This is a genomic window from Bifidobacterium sp. B4079 (assembly GCF_026537385.1).
Taxonomy (GTDB): domain Bacteria; phylum Actinomycetota; class Actinomycetes; order Actinomycetales; family Bifidobacteriaceae; genus Bombiscardovia; species Bombiscardovia asteroides_I.
The window spans coordinates 1-1,460 of sequence record NZ_JAFNMH010000009.1; the positions used below are offsets into that span (position 1 = coordinate 1).

1 pseudogene is annotated in these 1,460 nt (G+C 58.8%); it reads left to right on the forward strand.

The features are described 5' to 3' along the window. Positions 1-425 precede the first annotated feature (425 nt). A pseudogene (locus J3T95_RS09095) lies at positions 426-1,460 on the forward strand (hypothetical protein); the annotation flags it as partial.

Here is a 1,460-nt window from a genome sequence, read left to right on the forward strand (position 1 = left end):
AGACGAATTCGTATTATTACCAGTGGGTGGCTTTGAAGGATGGCCAGTGGGTGCCTGTTGATGAGCTGACTCCTGAGCCGGTTCTGGTGACGGGCCAGCAGCCGTCTACCAATACGCTCACTGATTCGGTGAGCGGGACGCCCCTAGCCTATTCGTATTCGGCTTTCAATGTGAGTCCGAGGGATCCGAGGTATCTCAATAATCCGAATGAGTTGTTTGCGACTGATAGGGATGGCAATCCTATGCCTGCGCAGAAGGCTGATGGGGGGATTGATTTTAGGGAGGCTAAGGAGAAGCAGGGTCTTGATGGTTATTTCAAGATGGTCACGTGGCCTGTGACCACGAACCGGGATGGGAGCGCTTGCACGGTCAGTCCTGAAGTGTACAACCCCATGAATGTAGGTCTTGTGGGGATAGATGACAACATGCCCGCTTCGACGAAGGACAGGAACCTGACTGCGGGGCAGACCATCAATACGGCTTTTTACAAGTATGATGTGGCCCGTCCTAAGGATCCGACGATCACGAAGATCGAGAATGATGCGGGCAGTCCTTTGGATGCTTCGGGGAGCGTGTATACCAGCAGGCTTGATCCGGTGGTCAGTGGTGAGTGCACGCCTTCCAGGGATGAGGCGCATCCCAACATGGTTGTTCTTTATGGGGAGGATCCTGCCAATCCCATCGGCGGCGGGCAGGGCCGGAATGATGACGCCCTGGCCAGAAGCGCGGACACGTGGGGGTTCAGGCTGGGCGAGGCCGAGTGCAAGGTCGATGCTGGCAGCAGGCAGGGGGGCTCCTGGCAGGTACAGGACGACAATAAGCAGTATCCGGCGCCGGATCCCAACAGGTTCAGCGGGTACCGGCGGTATCATGCCTGGGTGGTTGAATCCACCTCCGGGTTCGGTTTGACTTCTTTCTTCTCGAATGTCGGCACGGCTTATTTCGTTTCCAGAGAGAATGCTCCGGATGCGGGCAAGCTCGCGGTCGCTGTGCCTCATACGGTGAACGGGAGCCTGCCTGCAGGTTCGGTCGTCGTGTTCAGGGGTGAGGCGTCGCCTGTGTATACGGCCTGGTCTTCGGGGGGGCTGGGGATGGCTGGTTCGAAGATGGCTGTTTCGATGAAGCAGGGGGCCGTTTCGGGCTGGACTCCTCTGGTGACCGCCCCGGCCGATACCTTCCAGAGGGATGCGGCGGCCGGCACTGCTTCTTCTGTCTCGGATCCAGCGTCGGGTTCTGTGCTCAGGGTCGTCAAGACGGCGGCTTCCGCCTGGTCCTGGACTTTGAGCATCCCTGCTGACAGGTTCACCGGCTACGACGGCAGCGACGAGACGCAGACGTACGCCTTCCGGGTTGAGATGATCAACCCGATGAACGTCAGCTCGGAGCCGGCTTCGATCGAGCGGAAGGTGGACATGACCCCTACCACGCTGACCGTTGATCGCCATGACGTCTTCCAGGTG